This is a genomic window from Microbacterium sp. NPDC059771 (genome assembly GCF_042732495.1).
Taxonomy (GTDB): Bacteria; Actinomycetota; Actinomycetes; order Actinomycetales; family Microbacteriaceae; genus Microbacterium; species Microbacterium sufflavum.
In genome coordinates this window covers 143,161-157,050 of sequence record NZ_JBHWHK010000002.1, presented here as the reverse complement: position 1 = coordinate 157,050, position 13,890 = coordinate 143,161, and the positions used below count along the sequence as shown (strand labels likewise).

The 13,890-nt window shown below is 70.7% G+C and carries 11 protein-coding genes; 8 read left to right on the top strand and 3 right to left on the bottom strand.

Annotated elements, in window-relative coordinates:
* Positions 1-25: 25 nt before the first annotated feature.
* The 6 genes from ACFV3I_RS14470 to ACFV3I_RS14445 all read left to right on the top strand — a co-directional run bounded on the left by ACFV3I_RS14470 (position 26) and on the right by ACFV3I_RS14445 (position 6,368).
* Positions 26-1,009, top strand: coding sequence for a carbohydrate ABC transporter permease (locus tag ACFV3I_RS14470; RefSeq protein ID WP_206252580.1), 984 nt, complete (start codon positions 26-28; stop codon positions 1,007-1,009).
* Positions 1,009-1,863: a carbohydrate ABC transporter permease gene (locus ACFV3I_RS14465; protein WP_378823367.1), complete on the top strand. Its 855-nt coding sequence runs from the start codon at positions 1,009-1,011 to the stop codon at positions 1,861-1,863. The genes ACFV3I_RS14470 and ACFV3I_RS14465 overlap by 1 nt, the downstream gene beginning before the upstream one ends.
* Positions 1,860-3,776, top strand: coding sequence for a hypothetical protein (locus ACFV3I_RS14460; protein WP_378823365.1), 1,917 nt, complete (start codon positions 1,860-1,862; stop codon positions 3,774-3,776). Before ACFV3I_RS14465 ends, ACFV3I_RS14460 begins: the two co-directional genes overlap by 4 nt.
* Complete coding sequence (locus ACFV3I_RS14455) at positions 3,773-4,552, top strand: ribonuclease activity regulator RraA (protein WP_136029516.1); 780 nt, start codon at positions 3,773-3,775, stop codon at positions 4,550-4,552. The genes ACFV3I_RS14460 and ACFV3I_RS14455 overlap by 4 nt, the downstream gene beginning before the upstream one ends.
* On the top strand, positions 4,522-5,466 hold the full coding sequence (locus tag ACFV3I_RS14450; RefSeq protein ID WP_136045051.1) for an aldo/keto reductase: 945 nt from the start codon (positions 4,522-4,524) through the stop codon (positions 5,464-5,466). The genes ACFV3I_RS14455 and ACFV3I_RS14450 overlap by 31 nt, the downstream gene beginning before the upstream one ends.
* Before the next feature lie 92 nt (positions 5,467-5,558).
* Entirely contained in the window at positions 5,559-6,368 is an 810-nt protein-coding gene (locus ACFV3I_RS14445) for an amidohydrolase family protein (protein ID WP_366626498.1), read from the top strand.
* A gap of 63 nt (positions 6,369-6,431) precedes the next feature.
* Here the strand turns inward: ACFV3I_RS14445 and ACFV3I_RS14440 are convergent, their stop codons facing one another.
* The 3 genes from ACFV3I_RS14440 to ACFV3I_RS14430 are packed head-to-tail and all read right to left on the bottom strand — an operon-like array spanning position 6,432 to position 11,774.
* Positions 6,432-7,088 (bottom strand): GntR family transcriptional regulator, encoded by a 657-nt coding sequence (locus ACFV3I_RS14440; protein ID WP_136044536.1) that lies wholly within the window; start codon positions 7,086-7,088, stop codon positions 6,432-6,434.
* Positions 7,089-7,107: 19 nt separating this feature from the next.
* Positions 7,108-7,713, bottom strand: a complete 606-nt coding sequence (locus ACFV3I_RS14435; RefSeq protein ID WP_136044535.1) for an SGNH/GDSL hydrolase family protein — start codon at positions 7,711-7,713, stop codon at positions 7,108-7,110.
* Positions 7,704-11,774: an Ig-like domain-containing protein gene (locus ACFV3I_RS14430; protein WP_378823362.1), complete on the bottom strand. Its 4,071-nt coding sequence runs from the start codon at positions 11,772-11,774 to the stop codon at positions 7,704-7,706. Before ACFV3I_RS14430 ends, ACFV3I_RS14435 begins: the two co-directional genes overlap by 10 nt.
* Positions 11,775-12,105: 331 nt before the next feature.
* Here ACFV3I_RS14430 and ACFV3I_RS14425 point away from each other — a divergent pair, with 331 nt between their 5' ends.
* Together ACFV3I_RS14425 and ACFV3I_RS14420 are read left to right on the top strand one after the other, a co-directional pair.
* Complete coding sequence (locus ACFV3I_RS14425) at positions 12,106-12,960, top strand: carbohydrate ABC transporter permease (protein WP_205828223.1); 855 nt, start codon at positions 12,106-12,108, stop codon at positions 12,958-12,960.
* Positions 12,957-13,862: a carbohydrate ABC transporter permease gene (locus ACFV3I_RS14420; RefSeq protein ID WP_136029501.1), complete on the top strand. Its 906-nt coding sequence runs from the start codon at positions 12,957-12,959 to the stop codon at positions 13,860-13,862. Before ACFV3I_RS14425 ends, ACFV3I_RS14420 begins: the two co-directional genes overlap by 4 nt.
* Positions 13,863-13,890: the final 28 nt, after the last annotated feature.

The window sequence follows — 13,890 nt, the reverse complement described above, 5'->3', positions numbered from 1 at the left end:
CGCCACCGAGAACGAGAGTGCCGCCATGACTCCGCCCACCACGACCGCGCCGCCCCCGGCCGCGGCGACCGCCCCGACAGGACCATCGACGCCGATGAGCTCGACCCCCGCCCCCCGCAAGCGCTCCGCGCTGCAGCGGTGGCGGCACCGCCTCCCCGGCATCCTCATGGGAGGGCCCGCCGTGGCCGTCTTCCTGGCGATGTTCGTCATCCCGATGATCCTCGCCGCGGTGCTGAGCTTCACGGACTGGAACGGGTACAGCCTCAACTTCACGTTCGTCGGCTGGGAGAACTACATCAAGGCGTTCCGCAGCCCCCGCTCCACCCAGGCCGCGATCTTCACCGGCATCATCGCCGTGGTCGGCACGATCCTCTGCAACGCCATCGGCCTCGCGATCGCCGCGCTCATCGCCGGTCCCGGCCGCTCGAACACGATCCTGCGCACGATCTTCTTCTACCCGTACGTCATCAGCGCCCTCATCATCGGGTTCCTGTGGTCGGCGATGCTCTCCCCCAGCGGCGCCGTCAACGGGTTCCTCACCACCGTCGGCCTGCCCGCGATGCCCTTCCTCACCGACCCCACCTTCGCGAAGGCGAGCGTGATCTTCACGATCGTGTGGTCGCACTTCGGCTTCAACATGATCCTGTTCCTCGCCGGCATCAAGTCGGTGCCCGCCGAGTACTACGAGGCCGCGACCGTGGACGGCGCCTCGCGCTGGCAGCAGTTCCGCTCCATCACCCTGCCGCTCATCGCGCCGGTGTTCACGGTGAACCTGGTGCTGACCCTCGTCGGGCTCCTCAAGGCCTACGACGTGGTGCTCTCCCTCACCGACGGCGGCCCGGCGGGCTCCACCCAGACGATCGTCTACCAGATCCTCAAGGACTCGTTCGCGAACTCGGCCCTCGGGTTCGGCGCCGCGCAGTCCATGATCCTCCTCATCGTCACCGCGGTCATCGGTCTCGCCGTCACGCTGGTGCGACGCCGCTCCGAGAAGAAGGCGACCGACTGATGAAGCAGACCCGCAACCGGCCGGCGCTCGCGGTGAGCGCGATCCGCTGGATCGTCCTCGGCGTCGTGGCGGTCACCATGCTGATCCCGATGTACACGATGGTCATCAACGCCTTCAAGCCGCAGGCGGAGATCATCGAGAACCCGCTCCTGATCACGCCGCAGATGTTCACGTTCGAGTACCTGTGGGAGGCGATCACCAGCAGCAAGTTCAACGTGATCGCGGCCTACGGCATCACGCTCCTGTTCGTCGTGCTCGTGAACCTCTGCTGCATCGCCCTGGCCGCACCGGTCGCCTACGTGATCGCCCGCGGCCGCTCCAAGTGGCACCTGGGGCTGCTGCTGCTCTTCGTCTCCGGCCTGTTCATCCCGGGGCAGGTCACGCTGATCCCCGTCGTGTTCGTGCTGCGGGTGCTCGGACTGATCAACACGATCCCCGGCTTCATCCTCTTCGAGACGGCGGCGACGCTCCCCGTGACGATCTTCCTGTTCACCGCGTACCTGCGCAGCGTGCCGCGCGACATCGACGAGGCCGCGTCCCTCGACGGCGCCGGTCCGATCCGCGCCTTCTGGGCGTGCGTCTTCCCGATCATGAAGCCGGTCGTGGCGACGGCGGTGGTGCTGAACTCGATCGGCGTGTGGAACGACTTCGTGAGTCCGCAGATCATCCTCGGCCCCAGCTCCGGCATCTACACCGTCACCACGGGTGTGTACGCCGCCGTCGGGCAGTTCTCCACCGACTACACGCAGGTGTTCCCGACCCTGCTGCTCGCCGTGCTGCCCGCGATGGTGTTCTTCATCGTCATGCAGCGCCACATCATCGGCGGCCTCGTGGCCGGCGCGACGAAGGGATGACCGTGCCCGCGCATCCGCTCACCCGCCCCCTGCGGGCGATCCCGGCCTGGGCCGTGCTGCAGCGGCGCCTCTTCGCCGAGATCGAGGAGGCCCGCCGCGTCTTCCGCGACCGGTACACGCTCCCCGACGGCCGCCTCCGCGGCGTCGCCGAGTTCGTGGACCGCGACGGGGTCGACGACCTCTACGAGCCGTTCTTCAACTGGCCGGCCTTCTACCTGCTCGGCGGGCCCGACGAGGTGCTGGCCGACGCCAAGCGGCACTGGGAGGGCGTGACGGTGCAGCTCGCGGAGGCGGGCATGCTCGCCGACGAGTACGACAACGGCTACGACTGGTTCCACCAGGGCGAGTCGCTGCTGCTGTTCGCGGGCATCTGCCAGGCCGACCCGGCCGACACGGCGTTCGCGGCGCGCGCCGCCCGGTTCTCCGCGCTCTTCACCGATCCCGCGAAGGGCAACTACGACCCGGAGCACACCATCATCCGCGCACCGCACAACGGTGCCCTGGGCGCTCGACCGGGCCTGGACGAGAAGATCGTGCCGTATGTGGCCGACCGGGCCGAGATGCGACCCTACGGTCTGCCCCTGCACGGGCTCGACGGTATCCGCACCTGGGACGACCTCGCCGACCCGGACAACGCGCACCGCATGGCCGAGGAGATGCAGCGTCGCGCCGCGGGCGACATCGCCGTGAACCTCGCCGCCACCTCGCTCGCGGCGAACCGGTGGCTGTACGACGGCGACGCCGCCGCGGCCGACTGGATCGAGCAGTACGTCGACGGGTGGCGGACACGGGCCGACGGCGGGCTGCTCCCCGACAACGTCGGCCCCGGCGGCACGGTGGGCGAGCTCCACGACGGGCGCTGGTGGGGCGGCCACTACGGGTGGGCGTGGCCGCACGGACTGCACTCCGTCGGCATGAGCGCCCTCATCGGCGCCCTCAACCACGCGCTCGTCACCGGCGACGATGCCGCCCTCGACCTCGTGCGCACGATGCTCGACACCGTGCTCGCGGAGGGCCGCACGGGCACCGTCGCCGACTCGACCTACAGCCTGCGCGGCGGCTGGATGGCCCGGCTCGGAGCCGCAGCCACGCAGCCCGGGGTCCTCGTGCCCTACCGCTATGGACCCGACGGGTGGTTCGACTTCGGTCCGCTGCAGCTCGACCTGCCGCTGTGGCTGTGGTGGTGGACGCGCTCGACCGCCGACCGCACCCGCCTGGAGCGGGCGATCGCGGGACTCCCCTCCTCCGCCGACCCCGTCGCGCCGTTCCGCGACAAGGAGGAGGCCGGGCACGAGGCCGGATGGTTCGCCTATCTCTGCGGAGACCTGCCGGAGTACCCGGTGCGTGCGCTCGAGATGGCGCTCGGTCAGGTCGCGCGGCGCACGGCCATGATGCTCGCCGACGACCGCGATCCGGATGCCGCCCACCTGCACTTCTGGCAGCGCGTCAACCCCGTCGTGACCGAGGTGCTCACGCAGCTCGTCGCCGGGGCCCCGCAGGTGCTCTACAACGGCGGGCTCGGGTTCACCGCGCTCCGCTACGAGGACGCCGACCGCGGCCGGCCGGGGCTCCCGCCCGACGTCGCCGCGCTCGTGCATCGCCTCGACGACCGCGGGATCGGCGTGCAGCTCGTGAACACCTCGGCCGTGCACACCCGCACCGTGCGGCTGCGCGGCGGCCGCTTCGGCCTCGACCGCATCGTGGAGGTGACCGCGACCGCGGAGGACGCCTCGGGCTGGCCCGGCGCCTCCGGCACGTACGCCGGACCGGAGGGCGAGATCGTCACGCACACCTTCCCCTGCGACGACGACCTCGTCGTGACCCTGCCACCGGCGCACCTCGCCGACCTCGACCTGACCATCGCGCGCGCGACCGGCTCGCCGCGCCACCTCTTCCCCGAAGGAGCCGCATGAGCGACCTGATCCGACCCGACTTCCCCCTGCCCGTGCGGGGGGCGGCGTACCAGCGGCCGTCGCGCGACGTGCTCGACTCCTTCGACGCGATCTCCGCGGCGACCGCCTGCGCCAAGCTCCACGGCCTCGGCATCCGCCGCAGCTACATCGAGGGACCGGAGCCGCTGAGCCTCGGCCAGCGCGTGGTCGGCTCCGCCCTGACGCTGCAGTTCATGCCGCAGCGGGAGGACATGGCCTCGGGCGACGGCCAGGAGTACGCCGAACGGCACACGGCCCTGTGGCACGTGCTCGAAGCGGTGCAGCCGGGGGACGTGCTGGTGATCCAGGCGTACGGCAGCCGCTTCTCCGGCTGCGTGGGCGACATCCTCGCGCGCTACTTCGCCCGCAAGGGCGGCGCGGGCATCGTCGTGGACGGGCGCATCCGCGACGCCGGCCGCATCCGCGAGCTCGGGATCCCCGTGTGGTCGACCGGCACGACCCCGCACTACGCCTCGCAGTCGGAGCTCGTGCCGTGGGCGTTCGACGTGCCCGTCGCGGTGGGCGGTGCGCTGTGCATGCCCGGCGACCTGGTCGTGGCCGACGACGACGGACCGGTCGTGGTCCCGCAGGCGATGGCGCCCCAGGTGGTCGAGGACGCGCAGGATCATGAGGAGTGGGAGGTGTTCAGCCGCAAGCGCCTCGACGAGGGCGCCCGGCTGAGCGACTACTACCCCCTGACCCCCGACAGCCGCGAGGAGTACGAGGCATGGCGTTCCGTCCGCAGCTCCGTCCTCTGAACCCGGCCGTCGCCGCCCGCGACGACGCCGGGCTCGGCTGCGCCCCGATCGGCAACCTGTTCGCGCCGGTGCCGGACGCGGATGCCGTCGACACCGTGCACGCGGCCCTCGCCCGCGACGTGCGGTTCTTCGACACGGCGCCGCTGTACGGCTCGGGAGAGAGCGAGCGCAAGCTCGGCCTCGCCCTGCGCGGCGTGCCCCGCGACGACTACGTGCTGGCGACCAAGGTGGGACGGGTGCTCGTCGACGCCGAAGGCGCCCCGGTGCGCGGTGCGGTGAGCGGGCACGATTCCGTGGTCGACCTCAGCCGCGACGGCATCCTCCGCAGCCTCGACGGCAGCCTCGCCCGCCTCGGCGTGGACCGGGTGGACGTGCTGCACCTGCACGACCCCCTCGATGTGGAGGCCGCGTTCGCGACGGCCTTCCCGGCCCTCCTCGACCTGCGGGACCAGGGCGTGGTGCGGGCGATCAGCGTCGGGCTCGGGCGCCTCGACCCGCTGGAGCGCTATGTGGCCGAGGTGCCGCTCGACGTGGTGATGGAGGCCGGGCGGCTCACACTGCTCGACCGCACCGCGCTCGACCGCCTCGTCCCCACCGCTCGGGCACGGGGCATCGGCGTCCTGGCGGCGGCGGTGTTCAACTCCGGCATCCTCGTCGACCCGGTCGGCTCGCCGTTCTACGAGTACAAGCCGGCGCCCGCCGCGCTGCAGGAGAGGGCGCTGCGACTGCAGGCCGTGTGTGCGGCGCACGACTCGCGGCTGGCCGACGCGGCCGTGCAGTTCCCGCTGCGCCACGGCGCCGACGCGGTGGTCGTGGGGGCGCGGACGCCGACCGAGGTGCACGCGTTCGTCGACGGCCTCGACGCCGCGCTCCCCGCGGCGCTGTGGGATGCACTCGACGCGGAGGCCGTGTGAGCGGGCGGCGACGGCGGCTCCCCCGTGCCGCGGGCGCCGCGGTCGTCGCGGTCGCCGCGGTCGCCGCATGATGGCGCCGCACGGGACCTGACATGCGGATCGTCGATGCCCACGTGCACGTCTGGGATGTGGACGCCGTGCCGATCCCCTGGTTCCGCGACGACCTCGACCTGCCGCGGCACGCCTCCGCCGTCGGGCTCGGACGGGAGTTGACGGCGGCCGGTGTCGCCTCCGCAATCGCGGTGCAGGCCGCGGACTCCGTGGCGGAGGCGGAGTGGCTGACCGCGACCGCCGCGCGCGACCCGTTCCTGCGGCGCGTGGTGCTGCAGTACTCCCCCGCGCCCGGACGAGCGGCCGGTGCGACCGGCGTCGCCGTCACCCCCGCGGTCGTCGGCGTGCGGGCGGCGGTGCCCCAGTTCGCCGCCGACCTGTCCGACGTGGACGGCCTCGACGCGCTCGCCGACCACCTCGGCGCGACCGGCCGGGCGCTCGAGCTGCTGATCCGGCCGGAGCAGCTGCCCGCCGCCGCCACCCTCTCCCGCCGGCACCCGGGCACCGCGATCGTGGTGTGCCACCTGGGCCTCGGAGCGCGGACGGCCGACGGCACGTGGCGGGCAGCACTGGACGAGGCCGCGTCGGCGCCGGGGGTGTCGGCGAAGGTCTCCGGGCTCGACCTCTCGGCCCGCGGCGCGGAGGAATCGCGCGGCCTGCTACGGCTGGCGTTCGACCTCTTCGGCGCGGAGCGGCTGGCGTTCGGCAGCGACTGGCCGATGTCGACGCGGAGCATCGGCTATGCGGACGTGCTCGCCGCGACGCGCGCGGCGCTGCCCCGCCTTTCCGGCGCCGAGGAACGGGCGTTCTGGTCTGCGACCGCCGACCGCCTCTACCCCACGGGCGCCTGACCCCCGCCGTCTGTCTCGTCGCGCGGCGGCTGGCACGGAGTCGCGCGGGACGGCGCGGGAAGGTCAGGCGTCGTCGAGGAGGGTGCCGGCGGCGTGGCGACGGAACAGCGCGGACGCGGCCTCGACATCGCCCGCGTCGAGCACGTCGAGCAGCCCCTTGTGCCAGTCGGCCACCTCGTGCCAGTCGCCGGTGAACGTCGGGTCGCCCAGCACGTGCATCACCCGCAGGCTCGGCTCGAGCAGATCCCACATCCGCGGCAGGTACACGTTGCCGCTCGCCTCGATCACGGCGCGGTGGAACGTGAAGTCGAGCTCGCGGAAACGGGCGAGGTCGGCGGATTCGGCCGCCTCATGCATCTGCGCGATGAGCGACACGAGCTCGTCGCGGCGAGCGGCGTCGAGCGCGCCGCACGCGAGCCGGCCGGCCAGGCCCTCGAGCTCGACCCGGGCGACCTTGGCCTGCTCGGCCTCCTCGGCGGAGTAGCTCGCGACGAAGTTGCCCTGGTGCCGCACGTGCGACACCAGCCCCTCGTGCGCGAGGCGCTTGAGGGCGTCGCGCACGGGAGCCTGGCTCACCTGGAGCTGTCGCGCGAGCTGGGACTCGACGAGCTGCTCGCCCGGGGCGAGGGTCGACTCCTTGATCATCGCCTTGATCATCGCGTAGATCTGATCCGACAGCAGTCCTCGCTGCAGTCCCGCTGTGCCCAGAGCATCCGTCATGACCATCAGTCTACGTCCATTATCGACTATCGCTAATGGACGCGGCCGTGCGCCAGGCCTCGGCGATCAGCGCCGATCCGCGCGGCGTCGGATGCACGCCGTCCGGGGCGAGCTCCGCCACCGGCCGCCGTGTGGCGGCGGCCGTGAGCACCTCGTGGAGCGGCACGAAGGCGGCGCCATGCGACGCGGCCAGGTCGCGCACGACCGCCCGCTTGCCGTCGAGGTCGTCGAGCCACTCGCGCTGCTCCTCCGTCACCGGAAGGAAGTACGGCTCCATGAGGATCAGGCGGGGGCCCCGCTCCCCGGCGACGCCGGCCAGCAGCGGGTCGAGCGTCGCCCGGAACTCCTCCGCCGACGTCGGGTCGTCGCTGTCGAACCGTCGCCACATGTCGTTCACGCCGACGTACACGGTCAGCATCTCCGGCGCGGTCGGCAGGAGCTCGGAGTCCCACCGGGCGGCCAGGTCGCGCGCCCGGTTCCCGGCGATGCCGAGGTTCCGCACGGTCGCGCCGGCCGCCCGCAGCTCCGGGGCGAGGAGGGCCACGTAGCCGTCACCGAGGGAGTCGGGGTCGGCACGGTCGCGCCCCGCATCCGTGATGGAGTCGCCGATGAACGTCACTCGCACCGGGGCACCTCTTCCTCATCGTCCTTGAGCTTGGGCTTGACCGAGGTCTCCAGCTCGACCGTCGCGCCCGCGTAGGTCACGGTCAGCGTCTGGTGCGGACGCACCTTGCTGCTGTCGAACCCGCTCACCATATCGGCCGTGACCTGCTGCGTCGTGAGGGTGCCGTCGCTCCAGCGCACCCCGAGGATCATCCCGGTGACGTCGAGCTCCTCGCCGCGCAGGTAGCGGGTCTTGGGGTCGGCCTCCGCGGCCCAGCAGATGCCGGTCACGCTCGCGGGCGGCGGCGTGGGGCGCACGGCGAGGGCCGTCGTCTTGCCGTAGTGGTACACGTTGAAGAAGCCGTCCGCTCCGATGCGCAGGTTCTCTCGCGCATCCACCATGCTCCACACGGTCACGCCGTCCACCCGGAACACGATGCGCGTGCCCTCGCCCTCCGCGATCGCGCCGAACTCGATGCGGTGCGAGGTGTCGGGGGCGATGACGGTGTTGGGGATCGCGTCGAGCATCGTCTGACCGGGGGTCCAGCTCTGGAACTCGATCGTGTCCTGCTTGATCACCACGAGGTACCCGGTGTTGGAGTTCTGCCACGCGGGCACACCGGTCTGGTCGGACCGCGCCTGGAAGCCGTACCACCCTCCGGAGAAGGCACCGAAGTCCGCGTCGAACTGCAGGAGCGTGTCGCCGAAGCGCTCGCCCTCGTAGCCGTGCACCCCCTCGCCGCTGATCACCACGCCCGCGTCGTCGACGGCGATGTGGTCGGATGTGCTCCAGGCCGCGGGGTCCTTCAGCTGCGCGTCGAGCCGGGTCGTCGGGTACTCCGCGTCGGCGACGGTGACCGTCAGGGTGTCGCTGAACGCGGGGTCCGCGACCGAGGTGGCCGTGATGGTCGCGGTGCCTGCGGCGACGGCGGCGATGCGGCCGTCCGCCACCGTGGCGACCGCGGGGGCGTCGCTGGTCCAGGTCACCCTGGCGTCGCTGGCGTCCTGCGGGGCGACCGTCGCGGCGACCGTCCGCCGCTCCCCCACCGAGAGCGCCACCGCGTCGGCGTCGAGGGTGACCCCGGTCACGGGCACCCCGGAGAGGGAGAACCCGATGTCGTCGAAGTCCAGCGACGGGTAGTTCTCGACGTAGAAGCCCACGCGACCGGCCGCACCCGGCGCGGGATCGGCCCCCTCGAGGGCGATCGCGCCGTTGACGGAGATGCGGATCCGCCCGTCCTGGACCGCGATGCGCACGTGCGAGGTCGCACCGGGGACGAGGCCCTGCTCGGCGGGCACGACCTTCTCGGCGACCACCTGCCAGGCGTCGTCGAAGATGGTCCAGGTCGGGCCGGCCGCGGCCTGACGGAAGCGGATGTAGCCGCCGCCCTTGCCGTTGCGGTCGTACACGATGAGCCCCGCGTTGGTGGGCGTCGTCGCCGGTGTCGTCACGTCGAAGTCGAGCACGAACTCGGTGAAGTCGCGCGGCAGGATGCTGTTCGCGCCCTTGAGGATCCGGTAGACCTTGTCACCCGTGGCGTCGGCCTGGATGCTGCGGTTGGGGTCGGTCGCCCAGCCGTTCGATCCCGACTCGAAGTCGGTGAAGTGCAGCACGCCGTCGCCCTCCTCCACGATCACCTCGATGGTCGCGGTCTTGGCGGCGTCGGCCTTCGCGGTCGCCGTGATGGTCGTGGTGCCGGGGCCCATGCCCAGCACGACGCCCGTGTCGTCCACGGTCGCGACGGCGGCGTCGGCGGAGGCGTAGGTCACCGCGGTGTCGTCGGCGTTCCAGGGCAGCGGCACGGCGCGCACGCGCACCTGGTCGCCGGCGTCGATCGTGACCGAGTCGCTGTCGAACGCGATGTCCTCCAGCGGGACGGACTGCGGCTGCTGCGTCTGGCCGATGTGTCCGTCGACCCCGATCTCGCCGAACGCGATCGCCTCGAAGCCGGGGATCTGGTCGAACACGGCGGCGTCGGCCTTCAGCGTGTAGTCGCCGCCGGCGGCGTCGACGAACCCGGGGTCGGCGTCGGCCACCCAGTTGTCCTCGTAGTTCAGCAGGTTCTTGCCGTCCTTGGCGCCGTGCTCGTTGACGCCCGCCATGCGGGGGCGGTTCGGGTTCCAGACCACGTTCTCGGCGAACGTGCTGTGGTCCGGGAAGTAGTGGTCGTCCTCGAAGAAGTGCCCGAGCTCGGGGTACTTCTCCAGATACGGCGTGCCGACGAAGTCGTTGTTGTCGGCGAACACCTGCTGCCAGGCGGGCATGTAGTCCTTGTCGACGACGTTGCCCTCGTGGTCGCCCATCCACTGCTCGTAGTTGTCGTAGGGCGCGTAGGCGTCGACGAAGACGTTGTTGCGCGCCTCGATGTAGTCGGCGGATCCGCTCTTGATGGCGCCGTTGCCCATGTTGACGAACACGTTCTTCTCGATCGTGAGGTCCCACGTGAAGTTGTCGGCGTAGATGCCCTCGACGCCCGCCATGCCGGCGCCGATGTCGTGGAAGTAGTTCTCCCGGAAGACGTGTCCGCGCTGCTGCGGCGTCTTGCCGGAGTTCATGTAGATCGCGCCGAGGTCGTGGAACTGCTTGCAGACGTCGTACACCTCGTTGCGCTCGAAGAGGTGGTCGTTGCCGTGCACGATGATGCCGGGGTGCGGCGCGTCGTGGATCTCGTTGTTCTTGGCGACGTTGCCGACCCCGTCGAACATCACACCGGGGTTGTAGGCCTTGTGGTAGTAGGCGAAGTCGGCGATCTCGGAGTTCTCGACCCGGTTGCGGCCCGGCTCGAGGGTGGTCTTGTCGCCGCCCTGGAGCACCACGCCGACGCCGCCGACGTGCGTGAGCCGGCTGTCGGTGACGGCGTGGTCGCGGCCGCCGCGGTTCACCGGGATGCCGTCGTAGGTGTAGCGCCCCGGCGAGTTGATGAGCACGCCGCCGTCGGTGAAGTTGCGGATGTCGCTGTGCGAGATCGTGACGTGGGAGCCGCCGAGGATCACGGCGGCGGTGGCGCGGCCGTACTCCAGGACGAGGTCGTCGAAGTTCACGTACGACGCCCCGTCGGCGCGCAGCATCGGCTCGTCGAGCGTGGTGACGGTGACGTCGCCGCGTCCGGACGTGAAGGCGGCGTTGGGGATGAGGTAGAGCTTCCCCGCCGCGCGGTCGATGTAGTACTCGCCCGGTGCGTCGAGCTCCTCCAGCAGGTTCTGCGCGAAGTGGAAGTCGGGGAACCAGCTCTTCATGATCCCGGACATCTCGCCGTAGCGGAGGGTGATCGTCTTCGCCGCGGTGTCGATGCTCTCGATCTTGTTGTACGACCACTCCCAGCTGTAGCCGAAGATGCCGTCCAGCCACACGTCGTCGGCCTGGGTCCAGTACTGGGGCCGGTCGTAGCCGTACGTGAAGGTGCCGCCGCGGTTCTGCAGCTCCGGGTCGTTGCGGTCGGGACCGACGTCGATGATGTCGCCCATCTGCACGGTGGGGGTGGCGGCGTCGGCGTTGGGCCAGCGCGCGAGCGTCATGCCCTGGCCGTCGATGAAGAGCTCCATCGGCGGGGTGGTGCTGACGTCGTTGGCCTTCCAGTAGCCGTGGCGGCTGAGCTGGCCGTAGTCGGTGATGCCGAGGCCGGCGAGGTCGACCGCGACCACCTGGTCGCGGGCGGCGGGGTCGATGATCCGGTCGGTGACGGCGGCGTCCTCGACGGGCGCGAACTCGTCGCGGGGCAGCGCGCGACCGCCGGTGAGCGTGGCGGTCTCGCCCGGATAGGAGCGGTAGGTGATCGGGGCGTCGGCGGTACCGGAGTCCTGCTCGCCGATCTCGAACGAGGCGCTGCGCGGGTACTCGCCCTCGCGCAGGTAGACCGTGAGGCCGTCTGCGGGGATCTGCTCGTCGGCTTTGAGTGCCCGGATGCGGTCCCTGGCTCCCTCGAGGGTGGCGAGCGGGTCGTCCTTGGTTCCGGCGGCGTCGTCGTCACCCCCCGGTGCGATGTAGAGGGCGTCGTCGTCGACCGCGGCCGACGCCGCGGGGGCGACGCCGAGGGCGGATCCGAACACGGCGGCCAGGGCCAGTCCTGCCAGCACACGCTTCATTGCGTCTCCGAACTCTCGATTCCCGCGCGAAGAGCTCGCGCGGTGCCGCAGCGGGCGGCTGCACAGGACCCTACCCAATCGATAATCGACTATCAAGGATCGATTCTTAAGCATGTGCAGCGCTTCACAGATTTCACAGTTCATACCAATTCATCACTCTTGGGCTCTCCGGTTGACGAGCCCGTAATCTGCCGGAAATACTGAGGAAGCCCGAGACCGCACCGCGAGCGTGCGGACACATCACCCCAGGCCAAGGATGACCTAGATGACAGAACAGACCATTTCCTCACAGATAGGAACAGGTCGCCGCCCCCGTCGCCTCTCCGACGGGATGTTCGCGCTCCTCCTCACGGCCCCCGGCCTCGCGCTCCTCGCCGCGGTCGTCGTGTACCCGCTCATCACCGCGCTGATCACCGCGTTCTACAAGCAGAGCCTCGTCGAACCGGGACGCGAGTTCGTCGGCTTCCAGAACATCGTCGACGTCCTCACCGGGGAGTTCGTCCAGCTCCTCGTGCAGACCCTCGTCTTCACGCTCGGCACGACCATCGCGCCGTTCGTCATCGGCTTCGGTCTCGCGCTCGCCCTCAACACGCGCATCCGCGGTGCCAAGGTGCTGCGCGGCCTCATGCTCATCCCTTGGCTGATCCCCGGCGTGGTCGTGTCGTTCCTGTGGATGTGGATCTTCAACGCCAACTACGGCGTGCTCAACGCGGCCCTGGAGACCGTGGGACTCATCGACTCCCCGCAGGCGTGGCTCGCGAACCCCACCACCGCCATGATCGCCGTCATCGTCGCGAAGACCTGGCAGTCGTTCCCCTGGATGATGGTCATGCTCCTCGCCGGCCTGCAGACCGTCCCGATCGAACTGCACGAGGCGGCGGAGATCGACGGCGCCGGGACCGTCCGCCGCTTCTTCTCCATCACGGTCCCGCAGATGAGCGGCATCATCGGGCTCGTGATCCTGCTGGAGTTCATCTGGAACTTCCAGCACTTCGACATCATCTACGTCCTCACCGGCGGCGGCCCCGCCGGCTCCACCCAGACCTTCGCCACGGCGGTGTACGAGACCGCGTTCGACGGCTTCGACCTCGGTCACGCCGGCGCGATCGGGCTCCTCTGGATGGTCCTGCTGATGGCGCTCGTCGTCGTCTACGTCCGCCTGTCCGAGAAGGGAGAGAAGCGATGACCGCCGTGCTGACCGAGGAGACGGTGACCGCCGTCGCCGCCCCGCCCGCTCCCCCGCGGCGCCGCCGCGCCCGCGCCGACCGCCGCGCCTCCACCATCAGTGCCTGGATCGCCGTGGTCGTGTTCGGCGGGTTCGCGCTGCTGCCCGTGTACTGGCTGCTCGCGACCTCCCTCACCCCGCGCACCGAGGTGTTCAGCTACCCGCCCAAGCTCTTCCCCACGGAGATCACCTTCGAGGCCTATGCCGCGCTCGCGAACAACCCCGCGCTGTTCGGCTACCTCCGCAACAGCATCGTGGTCTCGGTCATCACCGCGATCCTCTCGGTGCTGGTCTCCGCCTACATGGGCTACGCGTTCTCGAAGTTCCGCTACCGCGGGCGCCGCAGCCTCATGTACTTCGTGCTGGCCTCGCAGATGTTCCCGCAGGCGCTGCTGCTCATCACCCTCTACGCGGTGTTCTCGGCCTACGGGCTGCTGAACACCTACACGGCGCTGGTGCTGTCGTTCACCACGTTCACGCTGCCGCTGTGCGTGTGGATGCTGAAGGGCTTCTTCGACACGATCCCGGACGAGCTCATCGAGGCCGCCCGCGTCGACGGCGCCTCCCGGATGCGCATCATCCACTCGATCGTCCTGCCCCTCGCGGCCCCCGGCCTCATCGCCGCCGGACTGTTCGCGTTCGTCCGCGGCTGGAACGACTTCATCTTCGCCCTCACCCTGGCCGGACCCGACAAGCAGACCCTGCCGCCCGGCCTCGTCAACACGTTCATCGGCGAGGCGTCGACCGCCTGGCCGGAGCTCATGGCGGCCTCGCTCGTGGTCTCGCTCCCCGTGGCCATCGCGTTCATCGCCCTGCAGCGCTTCCTCGTCGGCGGTCTCACCGCCGGCGCGGTCAAGGGCTGACCCGCACCACCCCTCACCCGCAGTCCCT

What these genes read in the sequence shown, in the direction of transcription:
- ACFV3I_RS14470 (WP_206252580.1), top strand. Translation starts at nt 26, where the DNA reads ATGACTCCGCCCACCACGACCGCGCCGCCCCCGGCCGCGGCGACCGCC.
- ACFV3I_RS14465 (WP_378823367.1), top strand. Translation starts at nt 1,009, where the DNA reads ATGAAGCAGACCCGCAACCGGCCGGCGCTCGCGGTGAGCGCGATCCGC.
- ACFV3I_RS14460 (WP_378823365.1), top strand. Translation starts at nt 1,860, where the DNA reads ATGACCGTGCCCGCGCATCCGCTCACCCGCCCCCTGCGGGCGATCCCG.
- ACFV3I_RS14455 (WP_136029516.1), top strand. Translation starts at nt 3,773, where the DNA reads ATGAGCGACCTGATCCGACCCGACTTCCCCCTGCCCGTGCGGGGGGCG.
- ACFV3I_RS14450 (WP_136045051.1), top strand. Translation starts at nt 4,522, where the DNA reads ATGGCGTTCCGTCCGCAGCTCCGTCCTCTGAACCCGGCCGTCGCCGCC.
- ACFV3I_RS14445 (WP_366626498.1), top strand. Translation starts at nt 5,559, where the DNA reads ATGCGGATCGTCGATGCCCACGTGCACGTCTGGGATGTGGACGCCGTG.
- ACFV3I_RS14440 (WP_136044536.1), bottom strand. Translation starts at nt 7,088, where the DNA reads ATGACGGATGCTCTGGGCACAGCGGGACTGCAGCGAGGACTGCTGTCG.
- ACFV3I_RS14430 (WP_378823362.1), bottom strand. Translation starts at nt 11,774, where the DNA reads ATGAAGCGTGTGCTGGCAGGACTGGCCCTGGCCGCCGTGTTCGGATCC.
- ACFV3I_RS14425 (WP_205828223.1), top strand. Translation starts at nt 12,106, where the DNA reads ATGTTCGCGCTCCTCCTCACGGCCCCCGGCCTCGCGCTCCTCGCCGCG.
- ACFV3I_RS14420 (WP_136029501.1), top strand. Translation starts at nt 12,957, where the DNA reads ATGACCGCCGTGCTGACCGAGGAGACGGTGACCGCCGTCGCCGCCCCG.